This is a genomic window from Arthrobacter subterraneus (genome assembly GCF_900099735.1).
GTDB lineage: Bacteria > Actinomycetota > Actinomycetes > Actinomycetales > Micrococcaceae > Arthrobacter_D > Arthrobacter_D subterraneus.
This window is the reverse complement of sequence record NZ_FNDT01000002.1, coordinates 215,389-231,454: the sequence shown is the minus strand read 5'-3', so window position 1 is coordinate 231,454 and position 16,066 is coordinate 215,389. Positions and strand designations below refer to the sequence as shown.

The following is a 16,066-nucleotide window of genomic DNA, read 5'->3' as shown; positions in this document are numbered from 1 at the left end:
GTCAGCCTTCGAATCCGAGGGAAAAAGCGGCGTCAAGGTCGTGTTTCGAGTACGACCGAAAGGCGATGTGGGTCGTTGTCGACTCCACACCGTCAACCTTCGAGAGCCGGTCCGCGATGACGTCCGCGAGGTCCTCGTGCCGGTTCACGCGCGCGATGGCAATGAGGTCCCACTCGCCGGTCACGGAGTACACCTCGCTGATGCCTTCGAGTTCCGAAATTTCCTGTGCGCATTCCGGGATCCGGGAGGCATCGGTCTGGATGAGTACAAACGCAGTGATCATGTCGGTGCTCCTTGGTTCTTGCTGGGGGAGTGGATGGCGGGTGAGTGGACGCGGCGACGGCGCACCAGCGCCGCAAGAACGCGGGGGGTGATGAGAAACAGGCCGAGGACGGAAACCGCGACGATCTGGAACGACAGCGCCGCGCCCTGCCCGGCAAGAACACGGAGGATCAGCCCACCTGCTGACGTGCCGATCCACAGCGGAACGGCACAGCGCATCAGTGCGGTGGGATGTCGCCAGGGACGCAGGGCTGCCGTGGCTGCACCATAGGCGGCGAGGAAGGGGAGCGCGGTACCCGCGATTCCGGCGGGGGAAAGCGTGCCGTAGTGCGACTGGTGACCCAGCATCGCAAAGAGCAAAATCAGTACAACGTCGGCGGCCAGCCACGCCGGATACCCTTGCCGGGCTCCGTCCCGCCTGCCGGCATTCGCGCGCGTCATGCACTCAGCCTAATGGTTCCCGACCGGGGAGCCGGCCTTCGTGCTGCGCCTGGCCGGCATAAAAGCCCGTATGAATCTGTTCCTTGCTCTCTGCGTGGATCTACCCTTGAAGCATGTGCAGGAATATCAGGACACTTCACAATTTTCAGCCGGCAGCTACCAGCGATGAGGTGCACGCCGCGGCCCTTCAGTATGTGCGGAAGGTCAGTGGCGCCACCAAGCCGTCCCGGGCAAACCAGGAGGCGTTTGACAGGGCGGTGGAGGAGATCGGTTCGATCACCGAGCGGCTCCTGTCCGAACTGGTCACGTCGGCTCCTCCCAAGGACCGGGAAGAAGAAGCGGCCAAGGCGAGGGAGCGTTCTGCGCGCCGGTTTGCCACAGCCTGATTCCGTTCGCCGCCGGCTGCTGGTCGCCGCGCCCTGTTCGTGGTGCACTATGGTGACGGACCGCGCCGGAAGTGTGCCCCGGGTTGAAGACACCGGGCGCCGGTGCAGACGTCGAACGAGGAGACCGCTATGAGCACACGCCTTAACCCTTACCTTGGCTTCCGTGACACAGCGAAGGAAGCCATGACGTACTACCAGTCCGTCTTCGGCGGTGAACTGGCGCTCAGTACCTTCCGGGACTTTTCTGCCAGTGAAGACGAGAGTGAGCTGGACAAGATCATGCACGGAATGCTGACGACGGACAGCGGCATGGTTCTCATGGCAGCCGACACGCCGAACAGCATGGACTACAGCCCCGGGAACACGTTTTCGATTTCGCTCAGCGGCGAGGATGAAGCCGAACTGCGGGGTTACTGGGACCGTCTGTCGGGAGACGGCACGGTGACCGTTCCGCTTGAGGTTGCGCCCTGGGGCGACCGGTTCGGCATGTGCACCGACAAGTTCGGAGTCGCCTGGCTGATCAACATTGCCGGCGTACCCCAGCAATAGCGGCGCTTCTCCTGCACCGGCCTGGTTCACCGGTGCAGGGGAGAAGCGGCCCTCACGCTCGCGCCTCTTACTGAGCACGATATCGATTAGTTGACATAATGTCGATTATCGGCACTTTCGGGAGGTGGTTTGGGAGGGGTAAGCGGGACGTTTCCCTGCGCACTGTTCTGGTTGTCCTCTGCCTCACGGAGATCACCAGCTGGGGCATTCTGTTCTATGCGTTTCCCGTTCTCGCCGGACAGATCAGCACGAGTACCGGATGGTCCTTGCCTGTGGTCAACGGAGCGTTTTCCACCGGGTTGATCTGTTCTGCACTCACCGGCCTGCTGGTCGGACGCATCCTCGACCGCCGCGGACCACGGTCGGTGATGACTGTCGGATCCCTGCTTGCGGCGCCGGCGCTGTGCCTGGTCGCTGCGGCAGGCACGCTGCCCGTATTCTTCGGCGGGTGGATCCTGAGCGGCATCGCCATGGGAATGGTCCTGTACCCACCGGCATTCGCCGCTGTAACCCGCTGGTGGACAGACGGCCGCACCCGCGCGCTGACAGTACTGACTATCGTGGGCGGCCTCGCGAGTACGGTCTTTGCACCGCTGACGGCGCTCCTGTCCGCCGCTGCCGGTTGGCGCGGAACCTATCTGATCCTTGCCGCTGCCCTTTTCGTGATCACGGTTCCAGCCCACTTCTTCGGGCTGCGGCGGCCCTGGGAACCCCATCGTGACCCGGCCGGCACCCAGGTCACGAAGCCGGCTCCGCCTGCCGAGATCGTCCGAAGCCTGCCGTTCATCGCGCTGGTCGCCGCCGTCAGCCTGGCAGCTCTGGCCTCTTTCGCCGCCGTCGTCAATCTCGTGCCGCTGCTGACGGAACGCGGGATCGACAGGACCCTGGCGGCCACCGCCCTGGGAATCGGTGGGATCGGCCAGGTGCTGGGCCGGCTGGGTTATGGAGCCTTTGAACAGTTGCCCCTGAGATTGCGGACCGTTATTGTCCTGTCCGCCACCACCCTGACGACGGCGCTACTCGGCCTCACCGAAACCCTCACCGCAGCGATCCTGATCGCGCTGGCAGCCGGGGTGGCCCGCGGTATCTTCACCCTCCTGCACGCCACGGCCATCACGGACCGGTGGGGCTCCGCACATTACGGCCGGCTGACCGCGCTGGTTGCGTTTCCGATTACCCTCGCAACGGCACTGGGTCCGTGGGCGGGCGCCGGCCTTGCCGCGGCCTTCGGCAGCTACTCCCGCGCCTTCCTCATCCTCGCGGCCCTCAACGCACTGGCAATCCTGCTGGCGTATTACAGCGTCCCCGCGTCAGCACCGCGGCTGAAGAGGCGAACCTAGGATGGGTGGATGGGAACCTACACACGCGAGAGAATCCGCGCGCTGGTCCGCGGCGTCGTCGAACAGGAGCGGCCACCGATTGTCCAGCTCGGTGATCCGGTCCTGCGGAACCCGGCGGAACCGTTCGACGGTCAGCTGGACTCCTCGGAGCTCGCCGAACTGCTGGCCACCATGCGGAAAGCCATGCACGAGGCTCCGGGTGTCGGGCTGGCAGCGCCGCAACTCGGAATTCCCCTGCGGATTGCGGTGATCGAAGACGTGATCCCGCAGCCGGAAGACATTGCCCAGGTGCGCGAGCGCCCGCCGTTACCCTACTTCGCCGTGATCAACCCGGCATACACGGCTGTGGGAGACGAAACGGCGTCGTTCTTCGAGGGATGCCTGTCGTTCACCGGTTGGCAGGCCGTGGTGGAGAGGCACCGCACTGTGCGCCTTGAATACCGGACTCCTGAAGGGCTGGACGCCAGCCGGGACTTCACCGGGTGGCCCGCACGTATTGTCCAGCACGAGACCGATCACCTGAACGGCGTGGTGTACATCGACAAGGCGAGGACGCGGTCGCTCATGAGCAGCGACGCGTACAGGGAGCGCTGAGCCCAGCCCGGAATCGACCTGGCCCAGCGCGCCCTGAATTTCTAGGCGGGCTGGTTCTTCTTGCTCGGCAGCTTCTCCGCCCACCACCGCAGGATGTGCTCAAAACGCTGACGCCGGTGCCAGGGAGTGCCCGTCCGTGAGAGTTCGTGGGTCTCCCCCGGGAAAATCAGCATTTCGCACTCCACCCCATGGCGTTTCAGTGCCGTGTAGTAGCGCTGGGCCTGCTCGAGCGGACAGCGCAGGTCCTCTTCGGAATGAATCACGAACGTGGGCGTCCGGACCCTGTGGACCTGGGCATAGGGGCTCTGCGCCTGAACCTTCTCCGGCTCAGCCCCGGTGTAGGCCTCCGAGAAGAACCATCCGATATCAGATGACCCGATGAAGGACTCGGGGTCGAGGAATCCGCGCTCCACGATGGCGCCCTGGAAACGGTGGTCATTGGCGATCAGCCAGGCGGTCAGGTACCCGCCATAGGACCCGCCCATCACACCCAGCCTGTCGCCGTCGAGCTGGTCGTAGGTCCGGACTGCACCCTCAAGGAACGCGAGGACGTCCTGCATGTCCACCGTCCCCATCGCTTCCTTGATCACCCGGCCGTGCTCCTCGCCGTAGCCGGCAGCACCGCGCGGATTGCACATGAGTACCGCGTAACCTGCGTCAAGGTAGACCTGCGCCTCATCAAAGTAGCCCCACCCGTACTGGGCATACGGCCCGCCATGGATGTTGAGCAGGACAGGGTGCGGCCCCTCCCCCTCCGGGATCAGCACCCAACCGTGTACGGGGTAACCGTCCGGTGCGGTGAAGATCTCTTCACGCGGAGGGATCACGGCGGTCTCGCTGCGCAGCGCGGCGGAGAAGTCCGTGAGCCTGGTCAGGGCACGGCCGTCAACGCGCGCCACGTCGCCCACCGTGTCCGGGTCCGTATAGGAGACGACGACGGTGCCGTTGATACCCGCCGCGCCGGTGACGATCAACTCGCCGTCGGCAAGGACTTCCACCGCTCCCTGCGCATCGACGCGGCGCAGGTCGCCGGCGCCGCGGCTGCGGTTGAACACCAGGACGCTGTCACCTCCCGCCGGCACAACCTCGCCGATCTCACCGAGATCGAGGGATTCCGGATCAGTGAGCACCCGTGCCTGGGTTGGGTCATCGACCGGAGCAATGTACAAGGCGGTGTTGCGTGCAACGAAATCGACACCGCTCGGCGACAGCGCGCTGCCGAGATAATAGAGCCAGCGGCCGTCCGCACTGTGCACCGGGTTGCCGCAGCTGACAAGGTTCTCCGTGAAATTGCTCAGGCGCTGCCTGTCTGTGCCGTCCAATGCGATCGAATAAATGTCGGACCGGAGATTCGCTTCGGAGTCCGGTTCCAGGGAGGCGCTGAACAGGATGCGTGAACCGTCGAATGAGAACCTGGGCGCGGTATGGTCCGCATCCGCGTCCGTCAGCTGCGCCGGTTCGGCAAACGCCGTCGGCGCGTCCTCCCCGAGCGAGCGCGCAGCCCGCCCCACCGGCCTGACGAACGGCTCCTCCCCCAGGGACGGCACGTCGAGGAGAAACAGTTGTGACCGCTTGTCCCTGGTGTAACCGACGCCGTTCATCCGGTACTTGAAGCTGCTGACCAGTCGCGGATCCTCCTGGCCTGCCGATACGCCGTCGACTGTTCCGTAGCGGCCGTCTTCCGGGACGCGCGCGCTCAATACGAGCCGGCGGGAATCGGGCGACCATTCGAAGCTGGAGACGCCCAGGGGGCGATCGGTCAGCTGCTGCGGCTCCCCTCCCCTGCCGTCGGTGATATAGACCTGCGGCTTGCCACCTTCGCCGGCGCGGAGAAAAGCGAGGATGGAGCCATCCGGGGAGAATTTCGGCGCGGTATCCCTGAACCCCCGGGTAAGCCGACGGGGAGCTCCGCCGTCCAGCGGCACCTCCCACAGCTGCCCTACATAGGCGTCGGCGTCGTAGTCGGGACGGGTCACGGAGACTACGCAGCGTCGGGTGTCCGGGTGGAGCGAGGGTGCGCTCACTGTATTCATCAGGTTGAGTGTGTCTGGTTTCACACTCCGAGCCTATGCCCCCATGGTGCTGCGGCTCAAAGCGGCGCCGCCCCCTACGATTGTCCAATGCCGCCGTCTCCGGGAGTCCTCCTTCTCTGCCCCGTCTGCCGCGGACCGCTTGCCGCCGGGCCGGACGGTACGTCCTCCGGGGTGCCGGGGCGTGAACACACTCCGCAACTCCTCAGCTGTGCCGGCGGCCACCGGTTCGATGCAGCCCGGCAGGGCTACTTCAACCTGCTCACTGGCCGGGGGACGAGCTTCCAGCCTGATACCGCTGAGATGGTGCAGGCGCGGATCGATTTCCTCGGCAGCGGGCATTTCCACGGACTCGCGGATGCTCTGTGCGCGGCGGCGAAGGAAGCAGCCGTCAACCGGCCTGTCGTCCTGGACGCGGGGGCAGGGACCGGCTACTACCTGAGCAGGCTTCTGGAAGCTGTGCCGGTGTCCGCGGCGGTGGTACTCGATATATCGAAGTTTGCGCTGAGGCGGGCAGCGAAACTGCTGCCCGGCGCCCTCTGCCTTGTGTGCGACCTGTGGCAACGGCTGCCCGTGGCGGATAGCAGCGTCGATCTGCTTCTGAACGTCTTCGCCCCGCGCAACCCCCCTGAGTTCGCGCGGATAGTGAAAGACGGCGGAGTGTTGCTGGTGGTCACTCCCCTGCCTCAGCACCTCCAGGAGATCGCGGGCACCGCAGGGCTTCTCGGAGTTCCCGGCGGAAAGGGCGACGACGTCGCCGCCTCCCTCGCAGGCGCCTTCGACCTCATCTCGACCCGGACTGTGGAATTCACCATGACGCTTGGACCGGGCGACGTGCGCAACGTCGCGATGATGGGGCCTGCCGGGCACCACCGGAGGCCAGCCGATCTCTCGAACCTTTCCGGCGAGTTGCCGGTGACGGCCGCCTTCACACTTCAGTCCTATAGCCGGCGCGCGCACGGATGAAGTGCTGAGGATATTCCCGTAACGCTATATTTCCGCCTCCGGATTTGGCATGATGGTAAGAGGCACCCTGTGCACGGAATGACTGTCTGCAGATGCCGCCACCGAGGGGAAATGCGATGCTTGACTGGCTGGTACAGAACACCTGGATTCTCTGGCTGGTGCTCATGCTCGGATTGGCTGGGGTGGAAACCCTGACCCTTGACCTGTTCTTCCTGATGCTTGCAACCGGCGCACTCGCGGGGCTGATCGGCGCACTCGCCGGAGCCTCTTTCTTCATCCAGGTAGTGATCTTCTGCGTCGTCTCACTCCTGATGGTGCTGCTGGTCAGGCCGGTGGCCCTGAAGCATCTCAAGCGGGGCTCAGCCGAGCAGCTCTCCAACATCGATCGGTTGATCGGCGAACACGCACTTGCACTGGAACCGGTCACCGGGCTCTCCGGGACCGTCAAGATCGGCGGCGACACATGGACCGCACGCACTGTTGACGGCTCGTCCGTGCCGGCCGGCACCCGCGTGACAGTTTCCCGCATCGACGGAGCGACCGCCGTCGTCGTAGGAGCCCAACCAACGGAGAACGGTCCACTTACCTCCTCCTGAACACCATTCGGCACCACAACAACACAAGGGGAACCATGTTCACAGACTCAGGCACAATCGGACTCACGATCGTCCTGATTGTTCTGATCGCTTTCGTCCTGGTTGTGCTGGTGAAATCCGTTCGGATCATTCCGCAGGCTCGCGCGGGTGTGGTTGAGCGGCTGGGAAAATATCAGCGCACGCTCCTGCCGGGCCTGACGATCCTCATCCCGTTCGTTGACCGTCTGCTGCCGCTTCTTGACCTGCGCGAACAGGTTGTTTCCTTCCCGCCGCAGCCGGTGATCACCGAGGACAACCTTGTGGTGTCCATCGACACGGTCGTGTACTTCCAGGTGACCGACGCGCGTGCCGCTACCTATGAAATCGCCAACTACATCCAGGCCGTCGAGCAGCTGACCACGACGACGCTGCGGAATGTTGTCGGCGGGTTGAATCTGGAGGAGGCACTGACCTCGCGGGACCAGATCAATGGACAGCTTCGCGGGGTCCTGGATGACGCCACGGGGCGTTGGGGAATCCGGGTGTCGCGCGTGGAGCTCAAGGCGATCGACCCGCCGCACTCCATCCAGGATTCTATGGAGAAGCAGATGCGGGCCGAACGCGACCGCCGCGCAGCCATCCTCACTGCAGAGGGAACCAAGCAATCGCAGATCCTTACTGCGGAGGGGCAGCGGCAGGCAGCCATCCTCGCGGCCGAAGGCGATGCCAAGGCAGCGATCCTGAGGGCAGACGGTGAATCGCAGGCCATTCAGAAGGTCTTCGACGCTATTCACAAGGGCAACCCCACCCAGAAGCTGCTCGCTTACCAGTATCTCCAGACCCTCCCCAAGCTTGCGGAGGGCAACTCCAACAAACTGTGGATCATCCCCAGCGAGGTGGGAGAAGCGCTCAAGGGCATTGGAAACGTACTCGGAGCGCAGGAGAACGAGGCTGGCCATGCTGACTCCCCCGCCACAGGCGAGGAGACGCACCCGCCCCAGGTGCACTAGTCATCAGCCCCGCCGCGCGCCGCTCGCGGCACCGATTGGGTGATCCGTGGTCCCAGTCGGTATAGTGGGGTGTTTGCCGGATGAGAGCGCCGCTGGGAACAGACGGCGGTTACCCGGCGTTATACCTGTGGTAGCGCGGCGTCGAACGTCGTGATGTTGCCTGCTCGGCGAGCGCGCAGCAGAGGCAGCTGGGAGTCCAGCATGCCATACGAAGTGAGGGAGATAAGATGAGCGACCGTAGCCTTCGGGGTATGCGCCTAGGCGCCCAAAGCATGGAGACCGAGTCCGGCGTTGAGCCGGCACCCCGGCAGCGTATCGAATACCGTTGCGAGGACGGTGAACGGGTTTTCGTCACGTTCGCAGCTGAAGCGGAAATTCCTCCGGTGTGGGTTTCAAAGACCGGCAAGGAAGCGTTGCTCGTTGACGGAGAGCGTCCAGACACCTCCGGTGACAAGCCGGTCCGTACCCACTGGGATATGCTCCTGGAGCGCCGGTCAATGGAGGAACTTGAGCAGATCCTGGAGGATCGGCTCAACATCCTGCGGGAGCGTCGCGGGGAACGCCGCTCCGCCTGAGAACATGTGTGAATCGCCCGGGTACTTCATCGAAGTGCCCGGGCGATTCTGTGTCCGGATCCAGGACAGCCCTTCCGGGCCGGCGCAGGATATAGCGGCCGCCTGGCCGTCCTTGCTGACGGCGCGTCCTTTGCCGGCGGCCTATGCGTCCGTTGCAGGTGATCGGAGGCCGGACAGGCGTGATGTGAGAGCGGACCAGCGGGCAGCGAGCCCCCAGCGGGTCACCGACGCGATTGCCTCCAAAACAATATTGCCGCTCATTTTCGAATCTCCGTACTCACGCTCTACGAAGGTGATCGGCACTTCGACGATGCGCAGTCCCTTCTGGGCCACACGGAAGGTCATGTCGACCTGGAACCCGTACCCCACCGAATCAACGTCGGCCAGATCGATGGCCTCGATCGTCTCCCGCCGGAACGCACGGTAGCCGGCCGTAATGTCCCGAACGGTGAGTCCGAGCATGGTGCGCGAGTAGAGGCTTCCCGCACGGGACAGCAGCGTCCGGTGGAACGGCCAGTTGACCACTGCGCCGCCGGGCACCCAACGGGACCCGATGACCAGGTGTGCGCCGGTCGCTGCCTCGAGGAGGGCGGGAAGCTGTTCCGGCTGGTGGGAGCCGTCGGCGTCCATTTCGACCAGGACGTCGTAATCCCGTTCTAGCGCCCAGCGAAAACCGGCGATGTAGGCAGCCCCCAAACCTTCCTTGCCCTGCCTGTGCAGGACCTTGACCTTGGGGTCCACCTCGGCGAACCGGTCTGCCCAATCTCCGGTGCCGTCAGGGCTGTTGTCATCCACGATCAGCACATCCGAGTGGGGGACGGCTGCCCGGAGCCGCTCAAGGGTTATCGGCAGGGATTGGCGTTCGTTGTAGGTGGGAATGATCGTGACAACGCGCACTCAAGGGCCTTTCGATGGGGCGTGTGCGCAGAGCGCAGCAGTTCAGCTATCCGAACGGGCTTCCCAGTATATGAGCTACGGGTAGGTTCGCACGCCTTCGGGCCAGCAGTGATCAATCGATCGGCGCTGTTTTCTAAGGACGTGCAAACCTACCCGTTGTGATTACCAAGCCTTCCACCGCGCGAAAGAGCCTTACATTCACTCGTGGTCCCCTTTGGCGTCGCAGTATGCGGTGGCTCGGTCAGGTCAATCCGAAACGTAAGGATTCCGACCCGTAGATCTAACAGCTTACGTCCTGTGGAGGAGGTGTCAACAGCCCGCTGACCTGCTGGTTTAGACGTTCGTGCAGGTCAGAGGGCGGACCCGGGCCCTGTCACTCCAGCCGGGTCTGGCGGTCTGCGAGGACACCGTCCGCATACAGTTGTCTGCCCCTGTGGACGGTTTCCAGGCATCGCGGCTCGTTGTCCGTATCGAGTGCGGGGAGCAGCGGAGTGCCAGCACGTGGATCCGTGCTCCATGACTGGACCCTGCTGTCCGGGGTCTGGACCATGAGCTCGTCCACCTCCCACACCGCGTAGGATGCCGGTGCGCCGGGGAGGAGCTGACCGAGCAGCGGATTCCCGGCCCCCACCGCACGCCAACCGGCGCGGGTGTGTGCGAGAAAGGCAGCACGAGCCGAGATTCGCTCCTCGGCACTGGCATGGGCAATGCAGGCGTGGATGGATTGCCAGGGCGACATACGGGTGACGGGTGAATCGGAACCCAGGCACACAGGAACACCGGCGCTCAACAAACTGCCGACCCGGTTCATCGGCGTGTAGCGGTCGGTTCCGAGCCGCTGCTCGTACAGGCCGCCGGGAGCACCCCACAACGCGTCGAAGCCGGGTTGCGCGCTCACTGTCGTACCGAAATGGGCCAGCCGGGAGATGGCGCCGTCGTCGGCGACTTCCACGTGTTCCAGCCGGTGCCGGGCGGCTCGCACCCTCTCCAGCCCGTGGTCGGATGCCACCTTCTCCAGACCGGCAATCACAGTGTCCAGTCCCTCATCACCGATGACGTGAAAGCCCGCCTGCAGGCCGGCGGATGTTGCGGCACCCAGGTGCGCGGCGACGTCGTCGGCACTCATGAACGTGGTGCCGCAGGAATGGGGCGCATCCGCGTACGGCACCCGCATACGGGCTGTATGGGAACCGATGGACCCGTCCACGTTCAGGTCCCCTCCAAGGCCCAGCACCTTGCCGTCAAAACCTGCCAAAACGGTTCGCATCTCCTCTTCGGAAGTAACGGCCTGTCCCCAGTAGGCCAGAACTTCAGGGTGCGGCCCCGCGAGCGAGAGTAGTGACAGAACGTCCTCCCGGGGAGCAATGTGCGGCGCGGCCATCTCGACGACGGCGACGATGCCGTTCGCAGCCGCGTGGTCGAGGGCCGTGCGCTGCAGCGCCTCCCGCTCGTCGGGTCCGGGACTGCGCACCGCGCTGCGGGCCGCGAAGTGCGCATCACGCACAATAAACCCGTCATCCCAACCGTCGTACTGCTGCAGCCCAAGCCGTTGCGCCAGGAACGTGGACACCACGGCAGAGTGGACGTCTGCACGCACGAGATAGACGTCACGGCCCCCGCCCGACGCGTTCTCCAGTTCGGACGCGGTGGGCGGACGCCGCTCCGACCACCGCGATTCGTCCCAGCCGTTACCCATGATGGTCCCTGAACTATCAGCTGCCGCCCGCGCGACGAGGTCGAGGAGCTCGCCGAGGCTGTTGACCCCGGTGAGGTCAAGAGACGTGATGGCCAGTCCCGTTTCCGTGGTGTGGAAGTGGGAGTCGACGAACCCCGGTGCAACGAGCGCACCCTGCAGGTCCACCACGTCCATGCTGCTGTCGGCCAGCGCGGCCGCTGCGTGCTCGGATCCAACCCAGGCGACCGTGTCTGCCGTGACCAGCATGGCCGTGGCAAATGGATCTGCTGCGCTGTATACCGAGCCGTTGCGGTACAGGATGGGCTTGGAATCGGAAGGGGACACAGGCATGCAACTTTCGGGTAGAGAGAAATGGGATTATTCGGAGACCGCGGAATAGGCCACGACGCCCCGTCGGATACGGTCAATGGAGTCGATGCACAGGCGACGGAAGCCCGGCGGCAGGTCCGGAACCTTCGCCAACTGGTCAATGAGATCAATGATCTGCTTCGCCCACCGGACAAAGTCGCCGGCAGCGAGGTCGGTCCCTTGCAGGGCGTTCTGGAGTCCCTTGCCTCGCGCCCACTTGTAGACCGGCCACATGAGCCCGAAATCGGGTTCGCTGGTGACGGACAGGCGGTGCTGTTCCTCCAGGTCTGTCAGGCGTGACCACTGGCGGATGACGATGTCGATCGAAGATTCCAGCGACACCGACGGCATCCGGGGACGAAGGCCGCGCTCCTCCCGCTTGGCCTGGTAGACCAGTGCTGACGCGAGAGCCGCCAGCTCGGCGGGGTCCAGGTCATTGCAGGCGCCATGTTCGAGGGACAGCGCGATCAGGAGGTCCTTCTCGCCGTAGATCCGGCGAAGTTTCTGTCCGGCAGGCGTGATGGCCAGGCCCTGGGTGTCATGTTCCTGGAGGTAGCCGTAGTGCAGGAGCACTTCGGACACACGGTCGAAGGTCTTCGCGATGGTATTGGTTCGTCCCTTGATCTGCTGGGCAAGCCTGTCGGTTTCCCTCCGCAGCTTCCACCACCGCTCCGCCCAGCGCGCGTGGTTCTCGCGGTCGCTGCAGCCGTGGCAGGGATGTGACCTGAGCCGGCGGCGCAGGTCTGCGATTGCTTTCTCCTGGCGCTCAGTGCCGACGGTCGGGAATTCCGCCGGCGTCCGGCTGGCGGGTGGGCGCTTCTCATTCAGCGAATTCCTCAGTGACGCGGCGAGATCCCGCCGGTCCTTCGGCTTGCGCCCATCGAACTGCTTGGGAATCCGTATTCGCGAAACTATCTCGACCGGCCCGTCCAGGTCCTGGACGGACAGCCGCCGGACGTGCTTTTCCAGGGTGAGGACGGTGGGCCGGGGATCCCGGGCCGCATCTCCTGCCAGCACAACGGCGTAACCGGCAACACGTCCGGCGGGAATGTCCACCACGTCTCCCGGGCGGAGCGATTCCAGGGAGGCGGCTGCGGCGCTTCGACGGTTCCGCGCACCGGCCTTCGACGCGGCTGCCTCGAGGTCCGACAGCTCGCGCCGGATCGCTGAATACTCGGAGAAGTCACCGAGGTGGCAGGTCATCGCTTCGGCATAGCCCTTCAGCGACTCCTCTCGCGTACGGGCCTGACGGGCGAGGCCCACCACGGACCTGTCTGCCTGAAACTGCGCGAAGGATGTCTCAAGAATTTCGCGGGTACGGTACTGCCCGAACTGCGATATGAGGTTGATGCTCATGTTGTAGGTGGGCCGGAAGCTGGAATTCAGCGGGTAGGTCCGGCGCGAGGCCAGCCCTGCAACAGCTCCGGGGTCGGTGCCCGGCTGCCAGAGAACGACGGCGTGGCCCTCCACATCGATTCCCCGCCGGCCGGCGCGGCCGGTGAGTTGGGTGTACTCCCCCGCCGTGATGTTCACATGTGCTTCGCCGTTGAACTTGTCGAGCTTCTCAAGGACAACGGATCTGGCCGGCATATTGACTCCGAGTGCCAGCGTCTCGGTGGCGAAGACCGCCTTGACGAGTCCCTCCTCGAACAGTTTTTCCACCACCTCCTTGAAAGTCGGCAGCATCCCGGCATGGTGGGCAGCGAAGCCGCGGATGAGCCCTTCCCGCCAGGACCAGAACCCGAGTACCTCGAGGTCTTCCTCGGGGATGTCGAGCGTTGCTTCCTCAATGCGGTCACTGATCAGACCGCGTTCATATTCCGTGGTCAGCCATAGCCCGGCGTCGAGGCACTGGGTGACTGCGGCCTCGCAGCCGTTGCGCGAGAAGATGAAAGTGATGGCAGGAAGGAGCCCTTCCTTGTCGAGGGCGGAAATCACCTGCGGCCGGCTGGCTCTTCTCACCGCCGTCTGCGGTGCCTGGTACCGGTTGGGTCCGCCGCGGCCGCGTTTGGCGCCGGAACCCCAGCGGGCACGCTGGTTCAGCCGCGTCTCGCTGGTGGCCAGATCAAGCAGTTCAGGGTTGACGGTGAACTTCTCTTCGGCGCCGCTGGTGGAACCCTCCGCAGCCGCTTCATCGAACGCAACCTCACCCGCAAAGAGATCAAGGAGTTCCTGGCCGACCATGACGTGCTGCCAGAGGGGCACCGGCCGGTGTTCCGACACCACCACATCGGTATCTCCGCGCACAGTGTGCAGCCAGGCGCCGAACTCCTCCGCGTTCGACACTGTTGCGCTCAGAGAAACCACCTTGACCTCGGTGGGCAGATGGATGATCACCTCTTCCCACACCGCACCGCGGAACCGGTCAGCGAGGTAGTGCACTTCGTCCATGACGACGTACCCGAGGCCGGCCAGCGTGTCGGAGTCCGCATACAGCATGTTGCGGAGCACCTCGGTGGTCATGACGACGACAGGTGCCTCGGAATTGATACTGGTGTCACCGGTCAGGAGACCCACACGGTCCGCTCCATGCAGGGCGGCGAGTTCAGCATATTTCTGGTTGCTCAGCGCCTTGATAGGGGTGGTGTAGAAGGCTTTGAGCCCGTTGCTGAGCGCCATGAAGATGGCGAACTCCCCGACCACGGTTTTTCCCGCTCCGGTGGGAGCTGCCACCAGCACTCCCCTGCCCGCTTCCAGCGAAGTGCAGGCGTCCAGCTGGAACTCATCGAGCTCGAATCCGAGGGTTTGTTCGAACTGGTGCAGCCGGGTTCTTTCATACCTGTTGCGTGCCTGCGCTGCCTGGTACCGCTCGGCTGGGGAGGTCATGGATCAAGCCTAGACTCTCCGGCGGCACCGCTCCTGCATCCGTGGGGAGTCAGACCTCATCAAGTCTGGAGGGAGTGTCCGCATTCGCCTCAATATCGGCATCCCGCTCCGCAGTGCGCTTTTCGCGGCGCTTGTCATTGAGCAGGCAAAGGCCGATAGCGACGAAGAACAGCAGCAGTAGCGGGACGGCCAGGTAGAACATGCTCATCGCATCACCGCCGGGCGCTGCCATGGCGGCAAAAAGGCAGATGAGGAACACGGTGATGCGCCAGGATTTCAGCACCTGCTTGCCCTTGATGACCCCGACCAGATTCAGCCCAAAGAGCACAACCGGAAGGAGGAAGGCGATGCCGAAGGCCAGCATCAGCCGCAGCAGGAACGTGATGTACACCGGAACGGAGATCAGGTTGGCGAAACCTGCCGGGGTAAAGTCCGTGAGTACCCGCACCGCGCTTGGCAGGATCAGCCAGGCGAGATAAAGCCCCGCGATGAAGAGGGGTACTGCAACAGCAATGAAGCCGAGCGCGATGCGCCTTTCCTTCACCCGTAGTCCCGGCGTGATAAATGCCCACAGCTGATAAAGCCAGACGGGGCTCGCGATGACCAGACCGAGGAAGACCGATATCTGGATCATCAGGTCAAACGGCGAGCCGACCCCGTCAAAGTTCAGGGCAGCGTTGCGGCCGTCAATCTCATTGATGTTGCGCACGGGTTCGGACAACGCCTCAAGGACCGGATTATAGATGAAGAATCCAATGACCGTGCCGATGACCAGCGCGATGCCGGATTTGAACAACCGGTTCCGTGCCTCAATGAGGTGTTCCTTGAGCGCCATCCGCCCTTCGGGATTCGCCTTGCGACCCTTGACCCGCGGCATGGTGCTCAGCTGGTGGAAGACGTGCTGCCCGGACCCGTGGGGCGGGTTGTCCCGGGCTGGGTATCCTGGTTCCCCCGCTGTGCATCATCCTGCCGCGGCTGATCCACGACCCGGCCCTCCACCGGGGAGGTCCCATTGGGGTCGTCGGTGCCGTTTTCTTCCTTCATCTGCCGGACCTCGGACTTGAAGATCCGGAGCGACTGCCCGACGCTGCGTGCCAGGCCCGGCAGTTTGGGAGCACCAAACAAGAGGATCGCAATCACGATGATGATAAGAATGTGCCAACCCTGGATCTGCATGACGAATGTCCTCTCGTGAGTCTGGTTTAAAGTCTAGGTCATAGGTGCGGCATGTCACGCAGCAGCTGGGGCTGGCCGCGGACGGACCGGCGCCTCACCCGTCGCTCAAGCCGCTGCGATTTCCTCGCCCGTGAGGCCACTGCGTTTTCTGCCCTGACCTCGGCGGGCGACCTGAAGGCTGCTGTCTGCGCGGGTGGCGCAGTCCGCGCTTCCTGGCCATCGAATCCGGGGGCCAGCAGCTCAGAGGCCCGTCCGGCGTCGTCCATCAGGGCGGTGAATCCGCGGAAGATCCGCCACGCGAGGTAACCGAGGAAGAGAAGTGCCAGCGCAGCGAGGGCCAGCCACAGGAGAATCCAGGTCCACCATTCCATCTTC

17 protein-coding genes are annotated in these 16,066 nt (G+C 64.2%); 8 read left to right on the top strand and 9 right to left on the bottom strand.

Annotation, left to right across the window (positions count from 1 at the left end; all coding sequences use genetic code 11):
• Nucleotide 1 precedes the first annotated feature (1 nt).
• Nucleotides 2-283 carry an Lrp/AsnC family transcriptional regulator gene (locus tag BLS52_RS04330; RefSeq protein ID WP_026544050.1) on the bottom strand — a complete coding sequence of 94 codons (282 nt, stop codon included), beginning with the start codon at nucleotides 281-283 and terminating at the stop codon, nucleotides 2-4.
• Nucleotides 280-723 (bottom strand): DUF3054 domain-containing protein, encoded by a 444-nt coding sequence (locus BLS52_RS04325; RefSeq protein WP_090584675.1) that lies wholly within the window; start codon nucleotides 721-723, stop codon nucleotides 280-282. The genes BLS52_RS04330 and BLS52_RS04325 overlap by 4 nt, the downstream gene beginning before the upstream one ends.
• Before the next feature lie 113 nt (nucleotides 724-836).
• Here BLS52_RS04325 and BLS52_RS04320 point away from each other — a divergent pair, with 113 nt between their 5' ends.
• The 4 genes from BLS52_RS04320 to BLS52_RS04305 all read left to right on the top strand — a co-directional run bounded on the left by BLS52_RS04320 (nucleotide 837) and on the right by BLS52_RS04305 (nucleotide 3,592).
• Entirely contained in the window at nucleotides 837-1,109 is a 273-nt protein-coding gene (locus BLS52_RS04320; protein ID WP_090584673.1) for a DUF2277 domain-containing protein, read from the top strand.
• A gap of 129 nt (nucleotides 1,110-1,238) precedes the next feature.
• Entirely contained in the window at nucleotides 1,239-1,658 is a 420-nt protein-coding gene (locus tag BLS52_RS04315) for a VOC family protein (RefSeq protein ID WP_090584671.1), read from the top strand.
• 98 nt (nucleotides 1,659-1,756) lie between these two features.
• Nucleotides 1,757-2,998 (top strand): MFS transporter, encoded by a 1,242-nt coding sequence (locus BLS52_RS04310; protein ID WP_090584669.1) that lies wholly within the window; start codon nucleotides 1,757-1,759, stop codon nucleotides 2,996-2,998.
• Nucleotides 2,999-3,007: 9 nt separating this feature from the next.
• Nucleotides 3,008-3,592 carry a peptide deformylase gene (locus BLS52_RS04305; protein WP_090584667.1) on the top strand — a complete coding sequence of 195 codons (585 nt, stop codon included), beginning with the start codon at nucleotides 3,008-3,010 and terminating at the stop codon, nucleotides 3,590-3,592.
• 41 nt (nucleotides 3,593-3,633) lie between these two features.
• On the opposite strand, the gene BLS52_RS04300 is transcribed toward BLS52_RS04305, so the two are convergent.
• The gene (locus BLS52_RS04300; RefSeq protein ID WP_245702686.1) at nucleotides 3,634-5,625 is read right to left on the bottom strand and encodes a S9 family peptidase; all 1,992 of its coding nucleotides are present in this window, start codon (nucleotides 5,623-5,625) and stop codon (nucleotides 3,634-3,636) included.
• 87 nt (nucleotides 5,626-5,712) lie between these two features.
• Between BLS52_RS04300 and BLS52_RS04295 the strand changes: the two genes are divergently transcribed.
• From BLS52_RS04295 to BLS52_RS04280, 4 genes are all read left to right on the top strand, one after another.
• Nucleotides 5,713-6,588 (top strand): methyltransferase domain-containing protein, encoded by an 876-nt coding sequence (locus BLS52_RS04295; RefSeq protein WP_139186221.1) that lies wholly within the window; start codon nucleotides 5,713-5,715, stop codon nucleotides 6,586-6,588.
• Between the two features lie 116 nt (nucleotides 6,589-6,704).
• On the top strand, nucleotides 6,705-7,184 hold the full coding sequence (locus BLS52_RS04290) for an NfeD family protein (RefSeq protein ID WP_035777340.1): 480 nt from the start codon (nucleotides 6,705-6,707) through the stop codon (nucleotides 7,182-7,184).
• Between the two features lie 35 nt (nucleotides 7,185-7,219).
• The gene (locus BLS52_RS04285; RefSeq protein ID WP_245702685.1) at nucleotides 7,220-8,173 is read left to right on the top strand and encodes an SPFH domain-containing protein; all 954 of its coding nucleotides are present in this window, start codon (nucleotides 7,220-7,222) and stop codon (nucleotides 8,171-8,173) included.
• Nucleotides 8,174-8,400: 227 nt separating this feature from the next.
• On the top strand, nucleotides 8,401-8,748 hold the full coding sequence (locus BLS52_RS04280; protein ID WP_026543576.1) for an RNA polymerase-binding protein RbpA: 348 nt from the start codon (nucleotides 8,401-8,403) through the stop codon (nucleotides 8,746-8,748).
• A gap of 141 nt (nucleotides 8,749-8,889) precedes the next feature.
• Here BLS52_RS04280 and BLS52_RS04275 read toward each other — a convergent pair whose 3' ends face one another.
• The 6 genes from BLS52_RS04275 to BLS52_RS04250 all read right to left on the bottom strand — a co-directional run bounded on the left by BLS52_RS04275 (nucleotide 8,890) and on the right by BLS52_RS04250 (nucleotide 16,062).
• Nucleotides 8,890-9,645 (bottom strand): polyprenol monophosphomannose synthase, encoded by a 756-nt coding sequence (locus BLS52_RS04275; protein WP_026543577.1) that lies wholly within the window; start codon nucleotides 9,643-9,645, stop codon nucleotides 8,890-8,892.
• Between the two features lie 373 nt (nucleotides 9,646-10,018).
• Nucleotides 10,019-11,671, bottom strand: coding sequence for an amidohydrolase (locus BLS52_RS04270; RefSeq protein ID WP_090584662.1), 1,653 nt, complete (start codon nucleotides 11,669-11,671; stop codon nucleotides 10,019-10,021).
• A 27-nt stretch (nucleotides 11,672-11,698) separates the two neighbouring features.
• Complete coding sequence (locus BLS52_RS04265) at nucleotides 11,699-14,515, bottom strand: DEAD/DEAH box helicase (protein WP_090584661.1); 2,817 nt, start codon at nucleotides 14,513-14,515, stop codon at nucleotides 11,699-11,701.
• 49 nt (nucleotides 14,516-14,564) lie between these two features.
• Complete coding sequence (tatC, locus tag BLS52_RS04260; protein WP_245702684.1) at nucleotides 14,565-15,350, bottom strand: twin-arginine translocase subunit TatC; 786 nt, start codon at nucleotides 15,348-15,350, stop codon at nucleotides 14,565-14,567.
• A gap of 47 nt (nucleotides 15,351-15,397) precedes the next feature.
• A complete protein-coding gene (tatA, locus tag BLS52_RS04255) occupies nucleotides 15,398-15,691 on the bottom strand; it encodes a Sec-independent protein translocase subunit TatA (RefSeq protein ID WP_051470308.1) in 294 nt (97 codons plus the stop codon).
• 38 nt (nucleotides 15,692-15,729) lie between these two features.
• Entirely contained in the window at nucleotides 15,730-16,062 is a 333-nt protein-coding gene (locus BLS52_RS04250; RefSeq protein ID WP_090584657.1) for a hypothetical protein, read from the bottom strand.
• Nucleotides 16,063-16,066: the final 4 nt, after the last annotated feature.

Excerpts from the sequence above, each read along its gene's own strand:
- BLS52_RS04300 (WP_245702686.1), bottom strand. The coding sequence starts at position 5,625 with ATGAATACAGTGAGCGCACCCTCGCTCCACCCGGACACCCGACGCTGC.
- BLS52_RS04290 (WP_035777340.1), top strand. The coding sequence starts at position 6,705 with ATGCTTGACTGGCTGGTACAGAACACCTGGATTCTCTGGCTGGTGCTC.
- BLS52_RS04285 (WP_245702685.1), top strand. The coding sequence starts at position 7,220 with ATGTTCACAGACTCAGGCACAATCGGACTCACGATCGTCCTGATTGTT.
- BLS52_RS04280 (WP_026543576.1), top strand. The coding sequence starts at position 8,401 with ATGAGCGACCGTAGCCTTCGGGGTATGCGCCTAGGCGCCCAAAGCATG.
- BLS52_RS04295 (WP_139186221.1), top strand. The coding sequence starts at position 5,713 with ATGCCGCCGTCTCCGGGAGTCCTCCTTCTCTGCCCCGTCTGCCGCGGA.
- BLS52_RS04265 (WP_090584661.1), bottom strand. The coding sequence starts at position 14,515 with ATGACCTCCCCAGCCGAGCGGTACCAGGCAGCGCAGGCACGCAACAGG.
- BLS52_RS04320 (WP_090584673.1), top strand. The coding sequence starts at position 837 with ATGTGCAGGAATATCAGGACACTTCACAATTTTCAGCCGGCAGCTACC.
- BLS52_RS04305 (WP_090584667.1), top strand. The coding sequence starts at position 3,008 with ATGGGAACCTACACACGCGAGAGAATCCGCGCGCTGGTCCGCGGCGTC.
- tatA (WP_051470308.1), bottom strand. The coding sequence starts at position 15,691 with ATGCAGATCCAGGGTTGGCACATTCTTATCATCATCGTGATTGCGATC.
- BLS52_RS04325 (WP_090584675.1), bottom strand. The coding sequence starts at position 723 with ATGACGCGCGCGAATGCCGGCAGGCGGGACGGAGCCCGGCAAGGGTAT.
- BLS52_RS04315 (WP_090584671.1), top strand. The coding sequence starts at position 1,239 with ATGAGCACACGCCTTAACCCTTACCTTGGCTTCCGTGACACAGCGAAG.
- BLS52_RS04310 (WP_090584669.1), top strand. The coding sequence starts at position 1,757 with ATGTCGATTATCGGCACTTTCGGGAGGTGGTTTGGGAGGGGTAAGCGG.
- BLS52_RS04250 (WP_090584657.1), bottom strand. The coding sequence starts at position 16,062 with ATGGAATGGTGGACCTGGATTCTCCTGTGGCTGGCCCTCGCTGCGCTG.
- tatC (WP_245702684.1), bottom strand. The coding sequence starts at position 15,350 with ATGGCGCTCAAGGAACACCTCATTGAGGCACGGAACCGGTTGTTCAAA.
- BLS52_RS04330 (WP_026544050.1), bottom strand. The coding sequence starts at position 283 with ATGATCACTGCGTTTGTACTCATCCAGACCGATGCCTCCCGGATCCCG.
- BLS52_RS04270 (WP_090584662.1), bottom strand. The coding sequence starts at position 11,671 with ATGCCTGTGTCCCCTTCCGATTCCAAGCCCATCCTGTACCGCAACGGC.